Source organism: Alteromonas sp. H39, assembly GCF_047556435.1.
Lineage (GTDB): Bacteria > Pseudomonadota > Gammaproteobacteria > Enterobacterales > Alteromonadaceae > Alteromonas.
In genome coordinates, this window is the sequence record NZ_CP180210.1 from 3,157,783 (window position 1) to 3,180,126 (window position 22,344).

Consider the following 22,344-nt stretch of genomic DNA (forward strand, 5'->3'; position numbering starts at 1 on the left):
GGGTTAATTAGATGGCATCAGATACAGTTGCTCCACATCCGTTGCGGTAATGGCTTCATCATAGATTTTCACCTCATCGACAAGCCCGTTAAACGGGGTATCCCAGTAGTTTACGCCGAGACCAAAACCGTTCGTTGCCATGCCGGAAAACACATCGGGGAAACCACTGCCCTGAAATGCCACTTCACTGTTGAGGTAAACCGTAAGGTTTCCGTTATCCACTACCATGACCAGATGTGACCAGCTGTTTAGCGGTATCTGACTACCAATACCTGCGTCATACCAGTTGGTTCCAGACCACACCATAGTGTTTTCTGCCACACCGCCATGGCCTCTGGGTACCATACTTACCCAACTCTCGGTCGATGCGAAACCAAAGAAAGCGGTGGTGAACAGGGTGAGTTCCTGTGGGTTAAGCCACAATGACACGCTGTACGAATGGTCGGTGATCAGATTATCCGGAAGCCTGACACCGCTATTACCATTCAGGTAAAGTGCAGACTGACTCACACCTGCGGCATATTGTGCTGCTGAGCCGGTGATATTGATTCGGTTGCCGGTTGGCGTGCCAGCTGCAAAATTTCCCTGAGTATCAGACAACGTCGCAGCATCAAAGGTAAAAGACGCCACTGGTGCAACCGGTGCCAGAAATTTTACCGTCACCACAAATTCACGAGTCGCAGATTGCCCCATAAGCTCGACGGTAGCCGTTAGCGTCACGGTAGCGTCTGATTCCAGTTCACCAGGACGGGTAACCGTGCCATCCTCAGCAATGACTGCAGGGTTCGACGATTCCCAGGAAATCACAGCAGTAAACAATCCGGACTGCGGCAGGTTCAGGTCTGACTTAACCGAAGATAAATCACCTAATGCAATATTATCGACGGCGCGAGCCAGCAAATCGGCTGCCGGTACACGCTCGATATCCAGAGATACAATCTCATCACGTGTCAGCGCTTCATCGTACACAGCAAGCTCATCAATCATGCCCTGATAGGGCAGATCCCAGTAGTTCACGCCTAATGTAAACAGTCCGTTTTGGCCTGTGAAGATGTCACTGAATCCGGTTCCGCTGAATACCTGCTCACCGTTAATGTACAACCTTATCTGACCGTCTTTGACAGTGAACGCGACATGGCTCCAGCTATCCACCGGGATTTGCAGCCCTGCGGTAGCATCATACCAGGCTACACTTCCCCGCCACAGCATGGTGTTTCCGTCCCAACTCCACGGTACCAGGCTAATCCAGTTGTCTGTGCCTGCCGCACCGAAAAAGGCCGTGGTAAATTGCGTCAGCGCAGCCGGGTTCAGCCACAAAGAAACGGTATAAGCATTATTGTTTATGAGGCCATCTGGCAAACGCACTCCCGTCTGTCCATCCAACCATACGCCCTGACTGACTTCCCCGCTCGCATACTGCACGTTACCTCCGGTGGTGTCAGAACGCGCGCCGGTAGACGAGCCATCAGCGTTCAGCCCCAGACTATCGGACAGGTTTCCTTCAAACTGGTAGTGCGCAATGCGATTAAACCATTCTCTGGCCGGAACGGTTATGGTGTAGGTCAGCGTTCTGACTTCGCCATTCAGCTCCACAGTTGCGGTCAGAGTGACCACGGCATCCGGCTGACCTGGCGCAGGCCGGGTAACTTCGCCAGACGCAGACACAATATCCGGATGACTGGACACCCAGACAATACTGGCACCCAGTGCCCCGGTCGAGGGGAGCACTATCGTGCTGCTGCCAAAGGCAGGAACGAAAAGATCGTTTTCTATCGCATCCAGCGCTTCTGATGTTGTCATGCCGGGGATCTGTGAGCCCCATAATGCTTCGCCAGCCTCACCCAATGCCGTAAAAGAGGGCACGAGCATTTCGATATTGTCGTTGTATTGCCAGGCCAGCACACCTTCAAAGGTGCCTGCGCCATCCACATTAAGGGTGATAGCATTGGTGTCGTCTAGCCAGTAACTGCCGGTGAAGTCACCTGCGATATCGCCGTTTTCTTTTAATTGCATATAAGACGAGATTTTAGCAACCCGGTTGATATCCTTACCGTGATTGATGACACGGAAGGTTCCAAGCACATCACTCTCATCAACAATATTTTCACCGTTTATCGGTACGTACCGGTGAGGCGATGCCACCAGCCAGCCATCGACATTAACAAACATCTCATGCACGCGAATTTCATGGCCTTCACCGCGATCCGGGAAGCGTGTGTGGAAGATAACAAAATGCTTACCGGTTTGCGGATCGTAATAGGCAGAGTTGTGCCCTGGTGCCATATAGCCGTGATCGCTTCCTGGCTCTCCGGGGTGCACATCAAAAAGATGCCCTCCCATAATTTTGACGCCATAGGGTTCAAGGCTCGACCAGCCGCCGCGAGCACCTATCATGTCCTGACCTTCTGCATCAACGAAAGGGCCTTCTGGAGAACGTGAGCGCGAAATGCGCATGTTGTAACCGTCGTTCTGTTCATAGCCGCCAAATGAGGTAAACAGGTAGTAGTAGTCTGACTCTGGGCTATAGAGCATGTAGGGACCTTCGATGGCGCCGTAATTCCCACCCATTATTTTGGTGCCGTACCCCTGCTCAGGTAATGGAAAACCGGTAGCGGGATCCATCTCCATCACAAAAATGCCGCCGGAATAAGAGCCATAAACCATCCACAAGCGCCCTTCTTTGTCGAAAAAGACATCCGGGTCAATGGCGTTAGGATGGATATTACCGTTATAGATTTCCCCGTCGATACCGGGGTTTTCATCACCGACATGCCCCGAGCGGAGGATTAGCCCAAGGTCGCTGTAAGGGCCTTCGATATTCTCTGAAACTGCCACGCCAAGATAGGATCGTGATGCATCGCACTGACCGGTATCAGGTGACGCACAGTGATTGTAGTAAAAGTAGTAATTACCATCTGCCAGTTGGATAACGTCCGCCGCCCACGATCCTACTGTGCCACCTGACCAGGCGATCCCCTCGGCGGCTTCTTCTTCGTAGGTATCAAAAAAGGGCGAATTTTCTACACCGTCTCCGGCGACTAGCTCCCAATTAACGAGGTCGCTGCTCTTTGCAGCAGCAAGGTGAGAGCCAAACACATAAAATTCACCACTATCAAGTTTAATGACGGACGGATCATGCACACTGGCATTGGAGAAAGTGACCGGCCCATCTATGGATGGATTAGGCTGACCAGTCTCTATAAATTCATACAACGCGGCTGAATAGCTGAATCGCGCACGTTGCATAGCAAAGTAGATTCTGAAGGTGGATGACAGATCATCCACTTCGAAATAAGGAAGACCCGACTCGGTGAGCCCATCGGCATTCGTGATATCGTGACTGTTACTGGTTACCACCAGCCGGAATTGCTCACCTGAAAGTGTATCAGGGATAACGGAAATTTGATTGTCGGTGTAGTACCCGCTGCCTCTGACGTACACCTGACGACCTTTTTCAATTACAGCAGATTCCGCTGCCACCCATTCAGCCAGCGCAGACTGGGAACTACCCAGTAGAACAAAGACCGCACTTAACCGACATATTGTTGTAAATCTGGCCGCGTTGAGCAGTCTTTTAAAAGACGAAATTCGCATTGTTATGCTCCACAGTTGTGTTGTGAGTCACCATACTGCTCAACTGGCGACAATAATGGATGATTACCGGCGAGCGCGGCGCCAGCTGAGAAACAGTCCACCTAATCCTGCAAGGAAAAGCGCTGAAGGCTCTGATACCGACGCGGCTTCTACCTGGAAACGGATATCGCTGACAGACAGACTGTCTTCAGGCAAGAAGTCGTTATCGATTAGTCCAAACTCGAAACTCACCGCTCTGCCTGCCCATGCAGTCAGGTTGAAGGCTCTTCCCGACGAGACATCAAAAATGTCATCAGTTGACAGGTCTCTGAGCTGAACATAGAAAAAATCACTCAGCGGATCAGAGAGAAATGAGGAGACACTGAGTGACAGCCACAGTGATTGCCCCATCATCAGTGGTGACAATTGCGCATTCTGAAACATGGCTATATTCCAGTAATCAGCGCTCTGATCCCAAGATGTAGAAAGCGTGACAGCGGTCCCGCTAATATCGAAATTATCGGGATAATCGCCGAAGACATCCCCGCTTACGGTGGAATTAGAAAACGTGTTGTAGTCGTATTTAGTGACTTCAGCTTCCCACCCACTGTATCCGGCAGAGAAGTCGGTGTTGATAAATTCGGCCTGAGCCATCGGCGCTGTCAGTGCGGATAACAGCAAAACGCCGGTGACTACCCTTTTGCCAAGTGCCGTCATGACATGTGTGCTCTTCATGTTTCTTTCTCCTGTTTACCAAAAGGCAAAATATTTATTACTATACTATTGTATTACTTAATATATCATTAACATAAATAACAAATTAGTAAACAGCCAGGCTGCTATGAAGTAAAAAAAGTAAAGAAACTTACCTTTTCACTCTTTTATGAAGGCAGAAAGGAAGTAAAAGGGAATGTTTTGATAGTTAGCGATGACAAAGCTCTAAAATTACACCCTTTTATTATGATAATATTATCTTTAAGAGGAAGGCGTACCGCATCAGCACTCACGGTATGTTCGCTTAAGTGACACATTGCAAAGAATTCCTAACACGTTGGGCGAGCGTTGCGCCATAAGAATATCGTCCGGTAAGCTTACTCGTTTATATTGCCCATACGCATTTTACCGACGGTTTGCGACGCTCGCCGGGCCTCCTTGGATGACTGAAAATACGCAAAGCCAGCATCGAGAATGTTCGTAGTAACACTTTCTGCGAATAGCCTTCTCGCCCAGCCTGCGTGGACAGCTTTTAAGAAAATATGAGATTGCTTTTATGCTGAGCCACCCAGCGCGCAACACCGGTTATGTTTTAGCCTTAAGAAATTGACCTTAGCGCCGGTGACATAAGTGAATAACAGCAAGCCGACACGGGTACGTCTTCTGCCAGCCTTTGCTGTCAACGCTAATTCCCGGTATGTCCGCCGTGGTCGACATCCTCTATGATTTCAGTTACCTGATTCACACCTTCAGGTGCCCACATTTGCACCTTTCTGTCATTTATTTCGCTTTTTTTGTCACAAAATTATCGCTTGTGGTTTCTTGGTACTGAAACCTTATTTCAGGAAGCTATTATGAAAAAATTACATCTTTATCTTGCCTACATTTTCACCGTCCTAACGCCTCTCATGTCATTCAGTCTGAGTGCGCAAGTCACCTCTAAACAATCCGTTATCCGGGTTCAGGTTCACGGCAATGGTGAGCCTGTTATTCTTATCCCAGGACTCATGTCAGATGGCTCCGTATGGAAGAGCACAACAGAAGCGTTATCGACAACCTACCAGGTACACATTGTTAACGTCGCTGGCTTTGGCATAACACCCAAAGCGCAGGGAACAACGGCAGAAAGTATTGAGCAGGCAATCGTCGATTATATACAGCAGCAGAAACTGGCTTCGCCGGTTGTCATCGGTCATAGTTTTGGCGGATTCCTGGCACTGGCCCTGGCGGTCAATCCGGCGGTAGATATTAAAAAAGTCATATCGGTAGACGGCCTTCCCTTTATTGGCCCGCTCTTTACCCGCAACAATGACACAACGGCAGAGCATTTGCGCCCACAGGCAGAGCAACTTCTCGCAATGTACAGTCAACTCAGCCACGACCAACTTGTTTCGCAAACCCGTATGGGTATTGCCATACAGGCAACGTCAGAGAAAGCACAACAACAGGTGTTAGATTATGCGCGGCAGTCAGACCCTGCCACCGTGGGCCAGATTACCCACGATATAATGACCCGGGACTTACGTTCATCACTTGCTGACAACCCCACCCCAATCTTACTTCTTGGTGCATCAGGGGCGTTTAATAATCGGTCGGAACACGATTACGCAGCATCGCTGTACCAGGCGCAACTTGCTAAGGCCCCGCATGCTAAGGTAATAATGAATACACAATCGCGGCATTTCATCATGCTTGATGATCCTGCATGGTTAAATAAGCACATCACCGCGTTTTTGGGAGAATAGTCATGAGTGCCCAAATTTTGGAACAGGATGTTCGTCTGGCAATGGACGGCGACAGCACTGCCTTTACGCGGTTAATTCAGGCCACACGTAATACTATCAGCAGCATTGCGCTGGCGGTGGTGAAAGATCTCGATGCCAGCGAAGAAGTTACCCAACAGGTTTATATTCAGTGCTGGCAGAAGCTGAGTACCTTAAAAAACCCAGCGAGCTTTATGCCCTGGTTGCGTCAGTCCACCCGCTATGCGGCGTTTAATTACCTAAGAGATAACAAAGTATCGCAACGTGCCAGCAGCGAAGAAGCCGACATCTTGTTCGCGCAATTCTGTAACGACAATGACAGTGTCGAAACTGAATTGACCCGCGACCAGCAGGCGAAGGTGCTGGCCCGCGTTGTTGACGAACTGCCCAGGGAAACCCGTGAAATCGTGCTGCTGTTTTACCGTGAAGAGCAATCCAGTGCGCAGGTTGCCCAGTTGCTTAGCATTTCAGATGATACTGTGCGCCAGCAGCTTCGCCGCGCCCGCCAGTCGCTACGTGAGAAACTGCTGGACAGATACGGCACCGTTATCCTTTCCACCGCCCCGACAATGGCTATAAGTGCGACGGCACTTATTGGTGGAGGTTTCAGCACTCCGGTGCACGCAGCCACCAGCTCTGTTACCGGCGGCAGTTTCTGGGGCGCGGTAAAGTGGCTGCTTAGCGGTGCCATGCTTGCCGCCGTAGTGGGGGCACTCACGGTGTATATCAGCGCCAGCATTCCCCTACGGCATATGCAGAATGAAGAGCGGAAAGCGGCGTTAAAAAAAGAACGCAACCGCACTGTTGTTGCCACTTTGATAACCGGTGCACTCTGGGCAGCCGCTTATGAGTTTACAGCAGGTTGGGTAGCCCCGGTTATCGCTTATCAATTGATGATGGGTGTAATTTTTGTGCAAACGATGAAAATGCAGAACATGATCATCGATGAGCAAAAGCAGCGCCAGGCAGCGCCAACGCGCAGCCTGTTTGGCTTTTGTAGCGGCCGTTTCGGACTCTACGCCGGAGTAATTGTGGGGAATGCCGCCATGTTCATCGGCCTTTATGCCAGCGGCAGGCCGTTTTTCTAAAGGGCCGCTCAGCTCACTCGCGCCCGGAATTACCATTGTCCCAATCGCAGCCGAGCACACTGTATGCTCGGCTCCACCTCAAGCGATTTTTACTGTGTCACTGCAGCAGTTTGATGCAGCCACTCAGCGAATGTCCGTTGAACGACTTTCCTACTTATTTTTGGCTTTCACTGGTTTTGGCAGTGTGTCCAAACACCCGGTTTACCCACAGGAAGAAATACGGGGCAAACAGCACCACAAACAAGGTGGTAGCAGTGATCCCACCCAGCACACCAATACTGATCGCATTTTGTGCACCAGAGCCCGGCCCGGCGGCGAAGGCCAGCGGCATAACGCCCAGGATAAAGGTCAGCGACGTCATTAATATAGGGCGCAGCCGCTGCTTTGCGGCGGTTAGTGCCGCGTCAAAAGGCTCCATGCCCTCATTCACGTTATGCTGCGCAAACTCCACAATAAGAATGGCGTTTTTTGCTGCCAGCCCAATTGTCATCAAAAGCCCAACCTGAAAATACACATCGTTAGCCTGTCCAGTAAGCCAGGTAGCCAGTACGGCACCAAAGATCCCGAATGGCACGGTTAACATGATGGCCAGCGGGATTGCCCAGCTTTCATACAACGCGGCCAAGATCATAAACACCGCAATAATGGTGATGCTGTACAAAAGCAGAGTCTGGTTGCCGCTTTGCTTCTCTTCATACGACAGACCCGTCCAGGCAATATCAATACCATCCGGTAACGTGTCTGCAATCCGTTCAACCTCCTGCAGTGCTTCACCCGAGCTGACTCCCGGGGTGGTCGAGCCCTGAATTTCGCGGGATGAACTGCCGTTAAACCGGGTGAGTTTAGGGGGACCATATGTCCACTCCCCCGAGGCAATTTCTTTAAGCTGTACCATGCCGCCTTGCTCGTTACGCACGTACCAGTCATTAATGTCTTCAGGCAGCATGCGGTATTTGTCTTCGGCCTGAACGTATACACGTTTGATGCGTCCGTTTTCAATGAAATCATTCACATACGCGCCACCCAGCGCAGCACTCAGCGTCTGGTTAATTGTCGATATTGGTACACCTAACGCACGCGCTTTAATGGTGTCGACATCAAGACTGTATTGCGGGTTATCAGATAATCCGTTGAAACGAACCGCCGTTAGCATTGAGCTTTGATTGGCTTGTGCTAAAAACTGGTTACTGGCCTGCACCAACGCCTGATGTCCCAATCCGCCCTGATCGATCAGTTGAAACTCAAAACCACTGGCATTGCCTAGCGCACTGACCGGTGGCGGAATAAGCGGAATGATCATCGCGTCTGATACGCCCGACAGGGCTTGCGTCGCTTTTTTCTGGATTTCAAACACACTGCCACCCTCGCCGCGATCCTCCCAGTCTTTCATTTTCACAAAGGCGATACCAACATTCTGCGCCTGCCCTGAAAAGCTGAACCCGGCTGCAGTAAATAGCCCCTCTACCGCATCTCCGGCATTATCCAGATAAAAATCCTCGACTTTTTCTATTTTGTCGCGGGTTTGTTGCAACGTGGTGCTGGGTGGTCCGGTAACCAGCGTGAACATCCGTCCCTGGTCTTCTTCGGGTAAAAACGACGTGGGAATGCGCAGGAATATCAGTACACTGGCCCCAATTACTGAAAGAAATACTACCGGTAAAATGATGCGGTTATTCAAAGTGCGGTTAAGCAAGCTTTCGTGAGCACCCCGCAGTTTGCCAAAGCCGCGGTTAAACCACCCAAAGAAACCGCTTTGTTTTTCTTTTTTCCCCTGCTCCAGAAAAATGGCGCACAAGGTGGGTGACAGCGTCAGCGCCACAAATAAAGACAGCCCCATGGCAGCAGAGATAGTGATCGCAAACTGCCGGTATATCACACCCACTGAGCCGTCAAACAGCGCCATCGGCAGAAACACCGCCCATATCACCACCGTAGTGCCTAACAGCGCCGACGAAATCTCTTTCATCGCCAGCCTTGCCGCTTCTTTCGGAGTAAGAGAATCATCCTCTTCGAGTTTACGCTCGGCATTTTCTGTTACCACAATGGCATCATCCACCAGCATACCGATAGCCAGCACCAAGGCGAACAGTGTCAGTACGTTTACGGAGTAGTCCATAATAGCGAGAAAGGCGAATGTACCAAGCAAGACAATAGGAATGGCGGCTGCGGGGACAAAGGTGGCCCGCAGTGTTTGCAAGAAAATATAAATGACCAGCACCACCAGCACGACAGCGATGCCAAGAGTTTCCACTACGTTAAAAATAGAGGCTTCGATAAACGGAGAGATATCCACCGGATACTGAATTTCCAGATCATCGGGAATAATGTTGTCAAAATCGTTAACCCGCGCCTTAACAGCCTGGATAGTTTCCAGCGCGTTGGCTGAGGGCGATAACTCAATCGCAATACCAGAGGCTGGCTGGCGGTTCCAGCGTCCGATCACCCGGTAACTTTCAGCGCCAATTTCAATGCGTGCCACATCGCCTAAGGAGACGTGAGAGCCATCTGAATTCACTGACAGTAAGATCTGCTCAAACTCTTCGGGGCTGGTAAGCAGTGTCTGGGCAGTGATCGTCGCATTTAGCTGCTGCCCTTCCACCGATGGCGCGCCGCCAATTTCCCCCGAGGCAAGCTGTACATTCTGCTCTTCAATGGCGCTGATGACATCCAGCGTTGTGATGTTGAAGTTATTCATGGCGTGAGGGTCAAGCCAGATACGCATAGCGTGCTCAGGCCCGAACGTCTGGATCTGCCCCACTCCATTAACGCGGCTTAAAGGTTCTTCCAGATTGGAAACCAGAAAATCAGAAATGTCATTGCGGTTCATATTCCCGCTTTTCGAGGAAAAGCTCACGATTAGCGCGTAACTGCTACCGGCTTTCTCCACCGCTACGCCAAGCTGCTGAACCACCGGCGGCAACGAAGACTGCGCCTGCGACACTTTGTTTTGTGTTTGGACCTGCGCGATATCTGGATCGGTGCCGGGCTCGAAAGTAAGTGTAATGGAGGCGGTTCCCGCCGACGAGCTTTGAGACTGGATATATCTTAGATTATCGATGCCGGTGAGATTTTTTTCGATAACCTGAGTTACGGTATTTTCCAGTGTTTGCGCCGACGCTCCCGGGTAGGTAGCAGAAATGGATACTTTCGGCGGCGCAATGCTTGGATATTGCTCAAGGGGCAAACTGGTTACCGAGAAAATGCCTGCACCGATAATCAGAAGGGCAATAACAATCGTGAAAATAGGACGGGCAATGAAAAACTTAGAAAACATAAATTAACGCCCACCCTGTGAGGTGCCGGTATTGTCTGCGTTCTCTTTACCGCTGCCTGAAGATCCTCGCTGCTGGTCTTGCTTGTCGGGGCTTTGATTGACATTCGAAGGCTTAACAGGCGCTCCCTCTTGCAGGTTCATGGTACCTTCAACAATCACCCGGTCACCTTCGCTCAGGCCATCCTCAATCACCCATTTGTCCTGATATGCTACGCCGGTTGTAATCTTCCTTTTAACAGCCTTATTGTCGCTGCTGACAAGCCACACATGCTTTTCACCGCCGTCACCAATTTGTACACTTTTTTGCGGCACTACGAGCGCTGCAGATGACGCCAGGTCTTCAATGGATGCGCGCACAAACAAACCGGGCAAAAGACGATTTTCAGGGTTGGGGAATACTGAGCGCAGACGAATGGCGCCGGTTTGTTCATCAACCGCCAGATCGGTTGCATCCAGCTTGCCTTTGTGTGGATAAGGCTCGTCAGAGTCAGATAAAAATAAGCTCACCTCGAAGTTTTCATCTTCGCGCTCTTGCACGCGGGATTCTATCAAACGGGCTTTAAGTTTCTGCGCATCACCAACCGATTGGGAAAGATCCACATATACCGGATCCAGCTGACGTATTACGGCTAACGGCTCTGACTGTTGCTGCGTGACCAGCGCGCCCTTGGTTACCGTAGAAGGGCCAATAAATCCGCTGATTGGCGCATACACTTTAGTGTAGGCCAGATTAATTTGCGCGCTTTTCACTTCCGCTTCGGCCTGACTTACCGTTGCTTTAGCTTGTTGAAGTTCGGTTTTAGCGTTATCAAATTCCTGTTCGCTCAATACCTTGCTGGCAGCAAGGCTGTCGTATCGCTCTACAATCGCCTGCGCATTGGCTACAGCGGCTCTGGCACTTTCCAGATTCGCCTGCGCCATTTCCAGGTCGGCCTGATATCGCGCTGGGTCAATCTGATACAGTTGCTCGCCTTCCTCTACCAGCGAGCCTTCTTCAAACAAACGCTCCTGAATGATACCGCTAACCTGTGGCCGGATCTGGGCTACACGGTACGAGACGACGCGACCGGGAAGTTTTTCTGTATAGTCGATACGCGAGGGACGAATATTGAGAAAACCCACCGGCATTGCTTGCTGACTACCTGCGTTCGGCCCCCCCGCTTCGCTGTCCTGCTGCGAGCCTGATTTGTCATCGCTGCAGGCCACGAGAGTAAGTAACACAAGCAGACTACACACGTACGCAAAACCTCGTGTACTGGTCCCCATAGAAAACATAGATTGATGGAGGTATCGCGACATTGGTAATCCCTACTCGTCTCGGCTGATAGCTGCATTAGCCAGGTAGCTGATGCAAACAATTGATTTATATTGCGAATTGACCTTTTGATACGGAAGGCAGATTACAGGCGATCAACTGTAAGAAGATGACATATTTTTAAGGTTGTGGTGTATCGTCGTCAAAAACATGACGATGATGCGACTCGCTGTACTTACAACGCATGCGCCAGGGCTTCGGAAAACATTGCGTCGTGGTAGTAGAGGCTTCAAGCCGCATTCATTTTCATAATTAAATACGTCAGGTAATCACAATAATAGCGTTGGCGTGTGCTGGTTATTGACAAGAAAGCCGCGCAGGCATTGAGTAGCAGCGAACCTGCCACTAAATGGTTTTAAAAAACGGCGCGTAAATTGTTGAGAAAGTCTCTTTGGGGCGAGGTCGGAAATGTCCCTCGGCAATGGTGGCCTGTTTAACCCGGTCAATACGGAAAACCCGGGTGGAATCGCGAAGGTGGTCCCACGCGATGATGTACCAGATTGGCCAGTTGAGCAGAATAAAGTGCACTTCTATTACCCGACGGGTCATGTCCGCGTTCTCAGCCTGGTACGCTATCTCCAGATAATGACGGGCCAGAAAAGCTTCGGCGATTTGCTCAGAAATTGTCTGGCAAGGAGAATGGTAATGAGTGGCAATGTTAGCAGCGGCGTTATTCCCCACCATAATGCGCTTGCGAATATCGCTAACGGCATTACGTTGCTTTTGTGGAAACGCCTGAAACAATTTCTGTTTAATGTGCTTCAGATTGACTGTAAGCAATGGCGATTGCAGGTTTTCCATAATGGCCAGAGACAGAATTAATTCAACCACTTCCCGGTGACTTAAATTCAGCCGCTCTATCCCCCAGCGCCCGGAAAGGCGAACGCCACCACCGCGCCCCCGGTCAGATTCAATAGGGTAACCTGCCTCCCGGAGCCCGGCCAGTTCCCGCATCAGCGTGCGCTGGCTAATACCAAGATGCTCACGCAACTGTGAGGTTTGCCAGTACTCCTCAGACTGCAGTAACCCAATTAAACGGCTGCGTCTGTCTGTGCGTTGAGAAAAACTACGATTTGTCATCAATCTAATATGCCATTAAGCGGCACAATTCTCCATACACTTATTCTCGTGGCGGCAATGCAGGTAACCAGTGCCCCATGAGATCCCCGTTTTCACACACAACATTAGCGAATTAAAAAGGAATACCGGCAATGAGACTATATTTCAACCCAAGAAGCAGAAGTGTCACCATCGATTGGATGTTCAGAGAACTGAATACCGAGTACGAACAAATCCTGATAGATTTTGCCAGCAAGGATAGCAACCTTGACGACTTGCATCGCAAAAATCCGATGAAGAAACTCCCCACGCTGGTTGACGGCGAGGCAGTGATCACAGAAACCGCCGCCATTTGCGCATACCTTGCAGATAAGTTTCCGCAAAACAGATTAGCGCCGGAGGTGGGCTCGCCCGAACGCGGCGTTTATTATCGCTACCTCTTCGTGTCCGGGAACACCATCGAACCGGCACTCTCTCTGGCATCAGCCAATATGGCCCATCCAGATGCATACTCTGTAGGTTGGGGTGACATGACACGGGTAATGGATACTATCGAGAAAATGACGCCGGTCAGTGGCTGGGCATTGGGCGATGAGTTCACTGCAGCTGATATCGTGTTTGGCGGCCTGCTGGATTTCGCTGCCAAGTTTGAGTGGATTGCTGTATCGCCCAGAGTTGCTGCCTACGTCTCACGTATTCGCCAGCGCCCCTGTTATCTGCGGGCACATCCTGAAATGATGGAGCATGCAGCAGGTAACCGCCTCGTTTAACTTTGTCACCAACATCGTAAAGTTTAATAGCCCCGGTCACCCCGGGGTGAAAGATGACGCCTTGTTGTAACTTATCATGTAGTAATAATAGCTGCACAGCCCTGTGAAGTAAGAGTGAGAACACCCGTGTCACTCTTTGGATATCGTGAAACTCCATAGTAATCAAGTTGACGCTTATTTCAGAGCTCATGAATAAATTTATCAGGCCTCTCCCCACAAATTGAGCCTGAAAAGTGAGCGGCAAAAAACGCTGTTATTACACCTTCACTTTCATTATATACACCGCAAAAATAGATCACCGATGTGGCGAAAATATTTTTTTAAATTCCTCTTAAATACGTCAAAACAAGTTAAACTTTTTTAAGATAGCCTCCGTAGAGATGCTGTTGAAGAAATTTAATTTCAGAGACGAAGAAGCATGCAGCAGTCTAGATGCATCTGCGGCTCAGCGATTTTGAAATTAGCGTCATTTTAGAAGGCATCAAGTATGAAACAATGGATTGCACCCACTCTTTTATTATTAAGTCTTGTTGGTTGCGGCGGTGGCGGCGGCGGTAGCGATAGTAGCGGCGGCAATGGCGGCAACGGCGGTACACCTACTCCTCCCCCCTCCGAATCAAACACACCACCAACCATCAATGGCTTATCAGACATTTCCCTTAGCGAAAACTCATCCGGAAATTTCAGCCCCACAGTAGATTCCGAAAGCAATATCGATGATTTCTCATGGACTCAGGTTTCCGGCCCCGAAATGCAGATTTCTCCCTCGGACATGAACTTAGGCTTCATGACACCTGAGGTTGGCCCCGAAGGTGATGTGGCTGTCTTTAGGTTTACTGTTTCCGCAAGTAATGGGCAAACGACAAACAAAGATGTTTCTCTTAACATCGAAAACGTGAATAAACTTCCGGTGATACAGGGTGTTGAAGCACAGGACTCTATTATCGGTGAAGTTATCGAATTTGATGCCAGTTCGTCATTTGATCCAGATGGTGAAATTGTTACATGGAACTGGACGATAGATACCCCCTCTTCATCTTCTGCCTCATTAAGTACTTCAGACGCAGCGAAAACCGAGTTTACGCCCGATGTCGAAGGTACATATGAGGTGACTGTCCGGGTTACCGATGACTTAGGAGGTAGCAGTGAAACCGTTCGCACTATCGAGGTGTCAGCATCCAATACGCCTCCGGTAGCCGATGCAGGACGCGATGCGAATATTCTCACAGCGCATACGTACCAGTTAAACGGAAGTAATTCTTACGATGAAGAAATGGGCGAACTTACCTATTCATGGACGCTCACAGTACCAGCAGACAGTGCTACCGTACTTGCTAACGCGAACAACATGTTTGCTTCATTTACTCCAGATATTCCAGGCACTTATAGCGCCACCCTGACCGTGACTGATGAGGGAGGGCTGACCGACAGCGATACCGTTGAGATCACTGCGGATAATGAAAACCTTCCTCCTGTTGCGGCACCCAGTGCGAATCAAACAGGCAAAGTGGGGGACGTAATTACAATAGATGGTTCCGCGAGTTACGATCCTGAAGATGAAGCGCTGGATTACCTGTGGTCACTATCGCCGCCAGATGGCAGCACCGTGGTACTGGATGATAATGCCTCGGCTTCTACCACTTTTACACCTGATGTTGAAGGTGAATATCTGGTCACGTTAGTGGTAAATGATGGCGTCTTTGATAGCGAGCCAGAAACAACTACAGTGACCATCGAAATTGGTAACTCTGCGCCAGTAGCAAACGCAGGTGAAAATCAATTAGGCGAAATTTCAGAAACCTACACCCTGGATGGCTCAGCATCAACGGATCCTGACGGTGATATGCTTACCTATCAATGGACACTGTCCAGTCAACCGGAAGGATCGCAAGCAAATTTATCTAACGACACCCTGGAGCAAGCGACATTTACCGCAGACAAGTCTGGCGACTACGTATTCTACTTAGAGGTTAGCGATGGCGAGCTAACAAGCACGGACGTTACTACCATCACGTTGTCGCACCCTCAAATAAAATTTTGGGTCTTAAAAAATGGAGAGAGAAATAACCAGTTGCTCGCCAACGGGTTTACAGGAACGTATATCGGTGTGGCCCTTGAGGATGACTTTGAAACAGGTGACTTTGAACTAGAAGTTACAGGCGCACCGATAACGGTTGAAGTGGAGTCGTATGATGAAAATAATGTGGTCGACCCATACTTCAATGGGCTTCCAGACGGAACGTCAACCATAGAGGCTGGTGAAGTAGTACGATTCTCATTAGTATTCCCGGGAAGTCTTGAAGGGAGCCAATTCCTACGCTTCAAGATTTACATTCCTGAGCATGACTATACCGTAATGTGGGAAGCTTCCAGAAGCCTACCTTAAGACTATCCCTCCGCGACCATACTGGTCGCGGAGGCACACTCCCGCAATAAACCTACTCACAAATTGCGCTTCGCAAAGCAAAACAAAAATAAGCCAGTTTCAATAACTTTCTATTTGATAACGTTATCTTATCTGCAAGACCGCGCAGCAACGTTGATTGCGAGTGACGGTGGTAAACCCTTCAAGAATTGTGCTGCTAGCTTTACACGAAGACCTGAGACGTTGTAGGTGAGATTAAAGAACTTTTACGTCCTTCCGTGGCTTTACATTCAGACAGACTAACAACCCAGTGACGGTCAATGCACTTTGCAGTAAGGCCTGTACTTTGGTTGTATGGCCTTACTTAACTAATCGCCCCAGATGATAAGCCAATTTTGCTATCAACCAGATTTGATAGCGACGCTCAATATTCCAGTTTACATGCAGCCATTTTATTATTAGTCGAGTCTGAAGAGCTCATTTACATTTAATCCGCAGTATCAGGAACGCTACCTGGATAGGCGGCAAGCAAGTCATCAACCAGTTTGGTCAAGGCTGTTTGAATAGTGATGCTGTCGTGAGACTCCAGTTCAGCACTTCCGGCGGCACTGTATATGAACGTGCCGTTTTCAATAATATCAATTTGCAGATTCTGATATTGAGTAGCCTGTTCCCCTACCGGAATATTAAACACACTGCCAAGCGAAATACCACTTGAGCGTCCAAATACGCCGGTTCCCAGCCCAATGCTGACAGATTTACCGTCTTCTTTTAACGCGGTGGAAGGAAAAAAGCCTACCTCAACATCCGCATCGTCCTTGGGAACAGGCTTGAGCCCTTTTTGGGTCAGCACGTCAGTGATAGCAACCGCTATATGCTCTTCTACCACCTGATTCACAGAATTAAGGGGAGGCCTGACATAGAACGATTCCACTGACGTAAAGTTATAGTCATCAAGCATCTTGACTTGCGGTTTGCTCGACGCGCATCCGGCAAGTAACAGCAAGGCGAATAGAGATAGTATAAACAAACGAGGAGCATAGTTACGTTTTTGTAAAATAGGCATAGGGAATCCACTTAAGAACATCATAATGTTTGAACGTAGAACATTGGTAATAAGGATCGCTACCGATAGACGACAAGGGTTCTACCCAGATTTTACGGACACATCCATAAGAAGGCATAATGGGCCCAGAAGGAGTGTCTATGACCAAACGAAGAAAATATTCTCCAGAGTTTAAACGTGAAGCAGTTTTACTCACCCAGCAACCGGGTGTGAGCTGTCGCCAGATAGCACTGGATATCGGTGTTAATCCCAACCTGTTAAATCGCTGGAAGCGTGAAGCTAAACAAGCCAAAGACCAGGCATTTAAAGGCCATGGCAGCCCTCGTGATGAAGAAATGGCGAAACTGAAACGAGAACTAGCGAAAGTCAAAAAGGAACGCGATTTTTTGCGAGAAGCGGCAACGTTCTTCGCCAAAGAGTTACCGTAAGGTATCAGGCGATATCGCGTTGCCGCGAAAGCTTTGCAGTGCGCATGATGTGCCGCTGCCTGAACGTGTCACCGAGTGGTTATTACGCGTGGGTGGAGCGTCAGCCTAGTGCGCGTGACATCGCCAATGCACAACTGCTTGAGCGAATACGAGAAATTCACGACGACAGCGGCGGCATCATTGGCGCGCCGCGGATGCATGAAGACCTGCAAGCCGAAGGTATCGAGGTCAGCCTAAATCGTATCGCCAAGATTATGGCTGTGAACGGTATCTACGGCTGGCCGCGCAAAAAAGGAAGAGGCGCAAAACGAAAGTCAGTGCGTCCTTCCGGGCTTGCCAACCATCTTGAGCGTGACTTTACGGCGCAGGAGCCGGAAACCAAGTGGGTCACAGACATCACTGAAATCGCGACACTGGAAGGAAAGCTCTACCTGTGTGTGGTGCTTGACCTGTTCAGCAAACTCATCGTGGGCTGGTCAATGCATCATCGCCAGGACAGGCACATGGTCATGCGTGCCGTCGAAATGGCAGTCTGGCAGCGTCAGGAGCAACATAACGTAGTGCTGCACTCTGATCGCGGAACGCAATTTACCAGTGGTGATTATCAAAAACTGCTCAAGCGAGAGAATCTAACCAGTAGCATGAGTGCGGTAGGCCATTGTGCAGACAATGCCGCCTGCGAGGGCTTCTTCGGTGTACTAAAACGTGAACGGATTAACTACCGACAATACCGAACACGGGATGAAGCGAGGGCTGACATATTCGACTATATTGAGCTGTTTCATAATCCAAGAATGCGACGTAGACTAGCGAATCAGGACAACAAGTTTACGTCTTTATCAAACCGTCCGTGAAAACGGGGTAGAACCCAAAACTAATACCATTCTCTCTAAAGTAGTTAGATGCGTCGGCTTCGAAAAAGTCATTCCTTAAGAATTCGATTCTTTGTTCATGCTTATCCGATAAGTGCATACCAGTTCTTATATTAGAGTCTGTTAAGTGTTTTTTTCCACCAACAATGCAGTCAAACGGCATCGATTTAAAAGAAAATAACCCTTGAGGATTTTTTTGTGGCAGTCGAATATTCAGGTCAAACTTATTCGTGGTAGCGAGCATTATGCATGGTTTTACCATAGCTATAGCGAAAGGAATACAATGTTTTACTATCTCAGATCTAAGGACATCGAGGTCAGTTTTAGACTCAAATAAAGTGATAAGATCCGCCGCTTTAGCGTTATAATTTAAGCAGGATAGCGATAAATCGAACAGGGTTTTTTCCATATTTCGACGTTGCTCGGTCAACTGTGCTTTCAAATCACTTATTATCTCTGCATTGTCAGCTTCATACGTCTTCACTTCTGTATTAATCCGGTTCTGCAATGAATCTACCGTTCTCAATGACTGAGCAAGCCTTGTCAGATCCTTTTCAAGCCATTTATATTTTTTACGTTTTCTAACCCATGAATTGTAAAGATCATGGTTTTTTCGCTTCTCACCATTTGGGGATGCGACCCAACTCTCAAACTCTAAGTCTGTTAAGTCGAGCATAGCTAGAAATGCAACAAACTCGATACCTGCGTTTTGTGCCTTTTGAACTAACCCTTTATCAAAATCAAACTGAGACTTTTGAGGACTTACAAACACAAGGTTTGTGAATGGGCCAGAGCTTGTTGGATTGGGCCCATACTCAATATATTCAGAGATAACACCATATGACTTACCAAAGCCTGTACCATCATTGGATTGCACCAAACAAGGTTTGCGATGATTAGTCATTTGGTACAGCTTTGAAGCCTCTGAACGATATTTGTTGATCGAATTCTTTAGCTCTTCGTTTGGTTTTAAGTAATCAACAGTCTCAATAACAGACTCACCCTCTTCTAAGTAGGCTCTATCTGAAAATTCATAACCTTTTCCATCCGTATAACTGAGCAATCCAGCTTTAAACAACTCACAAATTATATTTAGCTCGCTGATTGCAAATTTTTCACCTAAAAGCTCAAAACTCTTTTCCAAAGGAGTTCTATTTTTAAGCAGCTTTGTAAGTTCTAGCTCAAGTTCATCCAAAGTTTTTGTGGGCAACTTGTCAAATAAAGGCTGTATAGAGAAATCTTCAAAAGTCGTCTTACTATCTCTTCTGTAAAAAACACCTGTTTTATAGCTAGTCCTTTTATCAATGGTGAAAAAACCCATCTTTGCCAGCATAAACAATACAGCCTTTGGCTCATCACCAAACCTCTGAGCAAGTTCAACTATAACCGGGTTTTCTTCGGTGATTTCCTCTAAAGAGAGCAGCTGAGGGTCGTAAGACCTTGCGATTTCATACAATCGCTCTTTACTATCATTTGTCCACTTCATAAGTCCTCCCACCGAAAACTCTTTAGCTGTCTGTTATCACAAAGCATTATTTTGCTGCGCTATCATGCCTTGAAGCACCCTGTACACATACTAAACAGAATCATTTGATTTGCAAGAGTGTATTTATACAGTTTACAATGATGCTAAGAATCAAATTGAGGATCTCATTGTGAATAAACTTGAACTCGTGGACTTTTTGTTAATGTTTACAGGGAAAGTAAATCGAAATGAGTTAATGGAAATTGCTGATATTTCTATTGCTACAGCAACCAGAACGCTGACGCAATACAGAGAAACGTATGCAGATAACATCGAATATAACATTGGAAAGAAGCGATACGATGCCACTACGCAATTCAGCCCCGCCTTTTCTCATAATTGTATAAGCGCACTCAAAGCAATGGCATATGGCCAACGCTTAGAGCCTACAAAATTACTAACTACAATAGGACCAGACTCAATCGCTTCTATTGATGTGAGTCTAAATACAGATTTGGTATCCAAAATATGTAGGGCTATATATGCTGGGCAAGCCTTGAAAGCTGACTACGTATCGTCAACAGAGAATTACAAAAACCGAGAGAGACTTATTCTCCCTACAGCCATCTTTGAAAGCAGAAATAATTGGTATGTAAGAGCATGTGACTTAAGCGATAATAATACTTATAAAAATTTTAAGTTAATCCGATTTAATGATGCAAACGCAGCTGAATTCAATAAAGAACTACCTGATGACATTGAATGGCGAAATAAGGTCACTCTAACCATTGGGCCTCACATTAAACATCCAAATCCAGAAGCGTTAAAACTCGATCTTGGTTTGCTCGACAAACCAGTTGTCAATCTCATTGTGTCTGAAGCCTTAGCAGGATTTGTTTTAGCTGAGCTTGGGGTGGACTCATCAGCCAATTCAATTTTAAACCCATTTCACTTTCAATACTGCTTATTGAACAGGTATGAATTAGAAAACTTAAATTCCCTAATACTGGCCCCAGGGTTTAACGAAAAATAAACAAGCACATGATTTACTGATAGTTAATGTATTAATCGACACAGAACTTGAAGGTTCGAGCACTACTAGAAATCGTCGGGTGATCTTCACTCAAATGACTAGACACACAATAATGCTTTTTTCCACTGTAGTGTCGTGTTTATGTCATTAATAATGTAAAAAAGCACTATTGAGAAATCGTAAGCTCCAACTCATTGAAGATGACCATATCAGCGGGAGATTTTTTATAAACTTCTTTTCGACGAGTAATTTCGGCTACTAGTTACTAATTTTTAAGATTAGCTTTCCGTTGGACTCGGCTTATAAGTTGCCGCAAGCTCTTCATTGCTAACATTAAAAAGACGAAGTGCCGCACTAGTAGAAGATGGCGATTCAATACGAGCAAACAACTCTTCAAATTGCATCACATCTCGGCGTTTTTCAAGTTGCTCGATCTGACCTTTCCCCTGAATTAGCACCACTTTTTCGATGAGATTATTCATATTATGCTGCCCGTTTTGCATACTCAACAGGCGGTAAATAATTCAGTGAACTATGTGGCCGAACATGGTTGTAATGCTCACGCCATAGATCTACTTCGTAACGTGCCTCGTCCATTGTTCTGAACCAATGCTGGTTCAGGCATTCGTTTCTGAACTTGCCGTTAAGGCTTTCCACGAAGGCATTCTGTGTCGGTTTGCCAGGCTGGATAAAACCAAGCTCAACACCCGTCTCTTTACTCCAGAAGAACATCGCCTTACTGGTGAATTCTGTTCCGTTATCGCAAATCACTTTTGCTGGCTTTCCTCTTTGCTCAATGAGCTGGCTAAGGAAGCGTGCAACCTGACGGCCACTGATAGAGACAGACACCAGCTGTCCGACCATCTCGCGGGAGTAATCATCAACTACGTTCAACACCCTAAAGCGCCTACCACTACTAAGCTGATCAGATACGAAGTCCATTGACCACCGCTGATCTGGCGCTGTTGGCACCTCTATTGGCTGCCTCGGGCGAGTCAGCTTCTTGCGCTTCTTTGTCCGCACTTGCAAGGCCTCTTCGGTATAAAGGCGGTACGTGTGCTTGCGATTGATGACAAGCCCTTCGCCTTTGAGTAGGCCATGCAACATCAGATATCCATACCTCGGATACTGTGACGCTAACTCCTTCAACCGAGCGCTCACAGCGCTATCTGGTTTTGTCTTATGGCAATATCTGAATGCGGTTCGGCTGACACCAGCAAGCTTGCAGGCAGCCCGTTCACTGCGCTTAAACGCATCAATAAGGTGACGGGCGACAGGCTTTCTTGCTGCTGGCGTTACCACTTTTTTGAAAGCACATCCTTCATCGCTTCCACTTCTAAAAGCTTGTCAGCCAGCATTTTCTTCAGCTTATTGTTCTCAGACTCAAGCTCTTTTAGGCGCTTCGCTTCGTTAACTTCCAGGCCCGCATACTTGCTCCGCCAATTATAAAAAGTCCCAGACGAGATACCCATCTCGCGGCAGATGTCGTCCACCTTTGCGCCAGCTTCATGCTGCTTGATGGCCTTGATGATTTGTTCTTCGCTGTAGCGTTTTTTCAT

General features: G+C 48.0%; 13 protein-coding genes and 1 pseudogene. 6 read left to right on the forward strand and 8 right to left on the reverse strand.

Annotation, left to right across the window (positions count from 1 at the left end):
- Positions 1-3 precede the first annotated feature (3 nt).
- Together ACLBLI_RS13870 and ACLBLI_RS13875 are read right to left on the reverse strand one after the other, a co-directional pair.
- The gene (locus tag ACLBLI_RS13870) at positions 4-3,594 is read right to left on the reverse strand and encodes a LamG-like jellyroll fold domain-containing protein (RefSeq protein WP_414828182.1); all 3,591 of its coding nucleotides are present in this window, start codon (positions 3,592-3,594) and stop codon (positions 4-6) included.
- 63 nt (positions 3,595-3,657) lie between these two features.
- Complete coding sequence (locus ACLBLI_RS13875; RefSeq protein WP_414828183.1) at positions 3,658-4,308, reverse strand: PEP-CTERM sorting domain-containing protein; 651 nt, start codon at positions 4,306-4,308, stop codon at positions 3,658-3,660.
- Positions 4,309-5,141: 833 nt separating this feature from the next.
- Here ACLBLI_RS13875 and ACLBLI_RS13880 point away from each other — a divergent pair.
- A complete protein-coding gene (locus ACLBLI_RS13880) occupies positions 5,142-6,032 on the forward strand; it encodes an alpha/beta fold hydrolase (protein WP_414828184.1) in 891 nt (296 codons plus the stop codon).
- Positions 6,033-6,034: 2 nt separating this feature from the next.
- Entirely contained in the window at positions 6,035-7,138 is a 1,104-nt protein-coding gene (locus ACLBLI_RS13885) for an RNA polymerase sigma factor (protein ID WP_414828185.1), read from the forward strand.
- Between the two features lie 154 nt (positions 7,139-7,292).
- On the opposite strand, the gene ACLBLI_RS13890 is transcribed toward ACLBLI_RS13885, so the two are convergent.
- From ACLBLI_RS13890 to ACLBLI_RS13900, 3 genes are all read right to left on the reverse strand, one after another.
- Complete coding sequence (locus ACLBLI_RS13890; protein ID WP_414828186.1) at positions 7,293-10,412, reverse strand: efflux RND transporter permease subunit; 3,120 nt, start codon at positions 10,410-10,412, stop codon at positions 7,293-7,295.
- A 3-nt stretch (positions 10,413-10,415) separates the two neighbouring features.
- On the reverse strand, positions 10,416-11,711 hold the full coding sequence (locus ACLBLI_RS13895; protein ID WP_414828187.1) for an efflux RND transporter periplasmic adaptor subunit: 1,296 nt from the start codon (positions 11,709-11,711) through the stop codon (positions 10,416-10,418).
- A 361-nt stretch (positions 11,712-12,072) separates the two neighbouring features.
- The gene (locus ACLBLI_RS13900; protein WP_414828188.1) at positions 12,073-12,807 is read right to left on the reverse strand and encodes a helix-turn-helix transcriptional regulator; all 735 of its coding nucleotides are present in this window, start codon (positions 12,805-12,807) and stop codon (positions 12,073-12,075) included.
- 131 nt (positions 12,808-12,938) lie between these two features.
- On the opposite strand from ACLBLI_RS13900, the gene ACLBLI_RS13905 reads away from it, so the two are divergent.
- Together ACLBLI_RS13905 and ACLBLI_RS13910 are read left to right on the forward strand one after the other, a co-directional pair.
- The gene (locus ACLBLI_RS13905) at positions 12,939-13,556 is read left to right on the forward strand and encodes a glutathione S-transferase family protein (protein ID WP_414828189.1); all 618 of its coding nucleotides are present in this window, start codon (positions 12,939-12,941) and stop codon (positions 13,554-13,556) included.
- A 487-nt stretch (positions 13,557-14,043) separates the two neighbouring features.
- Positions 14,044-15,942, forward strand: coding sequence for a PKD domain-containing protein (locus tag ACLBLI_RS13910; protein ID WP_414828190.1), 1,899 nt, complete (start codon positions 14,044-14,046; stop codon positions 15,940-15,942).
- Between the two features lie 466 nt (positions 15,943-16,408).
- Here the strand turns inward: ACLBLI_RS13910 and ACLBLI_RS13915 are convergent, their stop codons facing one another.
- Entirely contained in the window at positions 16,409-16,987 is a 579-nt protein-coding gene (locus ACLBLI_RS13915) for a DUF4136 domain-containing protein (RefSeq protein ID WP_414828191.1), read from the reverse strand.
- A 140-nt stretch (positions 16,988-17,127) separates the two neighbouring features.
- Between ACLBLI_RS13915 and ACLBLI_RS13920 the strand changes: the two are divergent.
- Both ACLBLI_RS13920 and ACLBLI_RS13925 read left to right on the forward strand, forming a co-directional pair.
- A pseudogene (locus ACLBLI_RS13920) lies at positions 17,128-18,280 on the forward strand (IS3 family transposase).
- A gap of 1,662 nt (positions 18,281-19,942) precedes the next feature.
- Positions 19,943-20,785: a WYL domain-containing protein gene (locus ACLBLI_RS13925; RefSeq protein WP_414828192.1), complete on the forward strand. Its 843-nt coding sequence runs from the start codon at positions 19,943-19,945 to the stop codon at positions 20,783-20,785.
- 278 nt (positions 20,786-21,063) lie between these two features.
- On the opposite strand, the gene ACLBLI_RS13930 is transcribed toward ACLBLI_RS13925, so the two are convergent.
- On the reverse strand, positions 21,064-21,267 hold the full coding sequence (locus ACLBLI_RS13930; protein WP_414828193.1) for a hypothetical protein: 204 nt from the start codon (positions 21,265-21,267) through the stop codon (positions 21,064-21,066).
- A gap of 1 nt (position 21,268) precedes the next feature.
- A protein-coding gene (locus ACLBLI_RS13935; protein ID WP_414828194.1) for an IS3 family transposase occupies positions 21,269-22,344 on the reverse strand; the annotation gives its coding sequence in 2 pieces (ribosomal slippage) (positions 21,269-22,095 and positions 22,095-22,344; 1,077 coding nt in all).

Bases quoted from the DNA above. Each gene is read 5' to 3' on its own strand.
- ACLBLI_RS13870 (WP_414828182.1), bottom strand. From the start codon at position 3,594: ATGCGAATTTCGTCTTTTAAAAGACTGCTCAACGCGGCCAGATTTACA.
- ACLBLI_RS13875 (WP_414828183.1), bottom strand. From the start codon at position 4,308: ATGAAGAGCACACATGTCATGACGGCACTTGGCAAAAGGGTAGTCACC.
- ACLBLI_RS13880 (WP_414828184.1), top strand. From the start codon at position 5,142: ATGAAAAAATTACATCTTTATCTTGCCTACATTTTCACCGTCCTAACG.
- ACLBLI_RS13885 (WP_414828185.1), top strand. From the start codon at position 6,035: ATGAGTGCCCAAATTTTGGAACAGGATGTTCGTCTGGCAATGGACGGC.
- ACLBLI_RS13890 (WP_414828186.1), bottom strand. From the start codon at position 10,412: ATGTTTTCTAAGTTTTTCATTGCCCGTCCTATTTTCACGATTGTTATT.
- ACLBLI_RS13895 (WP_414828187.1), bottom strand. From the start codon at position 11,711: ATGTCGCGATACCTCCATCAATCTATGTTTTCTATGGGGACCAGTACA.
- ACLBLI_RS13900 (WP_414828188.1), bottom strand. From the start codon at position 12,807: ATGACAAATCGTAGTTTTTCTCAACGCACAGACAGACGCAGCCGTTTA.
- ACLBLI_RS13905 (WP_414828189.1), top strand. From the start codon at position 12,939: ATGAGACTATATTTCAACCCAAGAAGCAGAAGTGTCACCATCGATTGG.
- ACLBLI_RS13910 (WP_414828190.1), top strand. From the start codon at position 14,044: ATGAAACAATGGATTGCACCCACTCTTTTATTATTAAGTCTTGTTGGT.
- ACLBLI_RS13915 (WP_414828191.1), bottom strand. From the start codon at position 16,987: ATGCCTATTTTACAAAAACGTAACTATGCTCCTCGTTTGTTTATACTA.
- ACLBLI_RS13930 (WP_414828193.1), bottom strand. From the start codon at position 21,267: ATGAATAATCTCATCGAAAAAGTGGTGCTAATTCAGGGGAAAGGTCAG.